This is a genomic window from Vibrio sp. 10N.222.48.A3 (assembly GCF_041475345.1).
GTDB classification, from domain to species: Bacteria; Pseudomonadota; Gammaproteobacteria; order Enterobacterales; family Vibrionaceae; genus Vibrio; species Vibrio tasmaniensis_A.
The window spans coordinates 1-2,170 of the sequence record NZ_JBFRVX010000771.1; the positions used below are offsets into that span (position 1 = coordinate 1).

The 2,170-nt window shown below is 44.1% G+C and carries 2 protein-coding genes; both read left to right on the top strand.

The window, feature by feature from the left end:
* Nucleotides 1–516, top strand: a 516-nt coding sequence (locus AB4653_RS19615) for a hypothetical protein (RefSeq protein WP_372105070.1), incomplete at its 5' end; no start/stop codon positions are given.
* 494 nt (nucleotides 517–1,010) lie between these two features.
* A partial coding sequence (locus tag AB4653_RS19620; protein WP_372105072.1) for a BCCT family transporter occupies nucleotides 1,011–2,170 on the top strand: 1,160 nt, incomplete at its 3' end.

Sequence of the window (2,170 nt, forward strand, 5' to 3'; positions counted from 1 at the left end):
GCTGAAGCTGTCTTTGCCGTAGAAATGGTGAAAGCAGACAAGCAACTCGAAAAACAAAAAATGGCGAAACAGTTGCTTGATACTCTATTCCCTTTAGAGGCGGGTTCACACGAAGATGCAGTGAGCTACGAGATTGATTATCGACATGTTCAGGTTTACTTCAAAAACGGCGAGCACACCGGCTTGAAAAGAGCGAAGCACTTTGTCGCTTATGCGGGTGATAAATCTAAACCATCGTCAATTCTATTTCGAGACGAGAGCGGTACCCATGTTGAAGTGACGATAGGTGCTCGCAAAGGAACTGGTAATTTAGAGTTGGTGAACATCGAAGACATTCAATTAGAGACATGCACCACGTTTGGCCAAACTGAAGCGAACCTCTCTTCTGGTATTCGCCACTGGGTTAGCTTAGTGAAGGGTGATGAAAGCGGCCGACCAAGCGCCTCGAGTGAAGATAAAGAGTTCACTGAAAAGAATGGCGAAGATTACAACCTAGGCTTTTGCTTCGCGATTTAATGTACTGCCTTTGAAATGTGCAGTTCTGTGGCGAGAAGCGTAGCAAGACATAGCACTGACATTTAAATACTGATTTCTCTTTTACCTTTGGTAATTTCCCCGCCCCTATAGCGGGGCTTTTTTATTAGAGCTATAAATAAATCAGGCTATTGTTAATATTATCTGTAGAAAGTTTGCATGAGATTTTACGGTGCGTCATTTTAATTTAACATGTTGTATTTTAATGTTTTTTTCTGTTTGTTTTATTCTGCTTTTATTGGGTTAACTATCACTATCAATGGTAGTCTGGGTAACTATTGAGCTAAAACTCAGTCAAAATGCTTCGACCTGTGCTATAATGCGCGCCTTGGGATTGAGCCAGTAAGTCCATTTATCACCAACCATTGTGATTTTTATCGCCTCTATTTAGGTGGTGCGGCGAGCCAATCAAGTAGTAATTGGATATGGAGAGCGTCCTTATATTCGTTGATTCGGATATGTGAACATCATAATTTATGAGTTTTAAATCAAAAAAATACAGTATCGATTCTACTGACTATCAAGTTGGTCAAGATAACGTCAGTAAATGGGGCATGGATGTCCACAACACCGTCTTCATAGCCTCAGTAGGCTTATCTCTTCTCTTCATCATCACTCTTCTTGCTCTTCCTCCAGCAGACGCTAAAGCTGCTATTGATTCTATTAAGGGTGCTGTTTTATCAAAGTTTGACTTCCTGTTTATGTGGGGAGCTAACATCATGCTAGCGTTTGCTGTTGTTCTAGCATTTTCACCGTTGGGCAAGATTCGTCTAGGTGGCGAAGATGCGACGGCGGACTATTCGATGTCATCTTGGATTGCGATGTTATTCGCAGCCGGTATGGGTATCGGGCTTATTTTCTGGGGTGTTGCTGAGCCAACCGCGTTCTTCACGAACTGGTTCGGAACACCATTAGATGCGGAACCTTTTACAGAAGCAGGCCGTGAACTGGCACTTGGTGCAACCGTATTCCACTGGGGCTTTCATGCATGGGCTATCTATGGCATGACGGCGCTTTGTCTAGCGTACTTTGTTTACAACAAAGGCTTACCGCTATCAATGCGTTCTGTGTTTTACCCAATACTGGGTGAACGAGTTTGGGGTAAAACAGGTGATGTGATCGACGTACTAACGGTACTGGTTACTCTGTTTGGCCTTGCGACTTCATTGGGCCTAGGTGGTACGCAAGCAGCAAGTGGTATTAGCCACGTGTTTGGCTTGGAAAACAACATCTACCTTCAGCAATCTATTATCGTTTTGATTATGGGTTTGGCGATCATCTCTGTTATGCGTGGCATGGACGGTGGTGTTAAGTTCCTAAGTAACCTGAACATGGTTATAGCGTTCGTATTCCTTGGTCTTATCGCTGTATTGAACTTTACGACAGTGCTTGATTCTGTGGCGACTGCGGCAACGGGCTATGTGAAAAACATCGTAGCTTTGAGCCAAAGTGCGGGTCGTGAAGACACAACATGGCTGCATGGTTGGACTGTGTTCTACTGGGCATGGTGGGTTGCGTATGCACCATTCTTCGGTATGTTCGTAGCGCGCATTTCTAAGGGCCGTACGGTTCGTGAGTTCCTACTTTGCGTACTGATTATCCCAACATTGGTAACGTCGGCTTGGATGTCGATCTT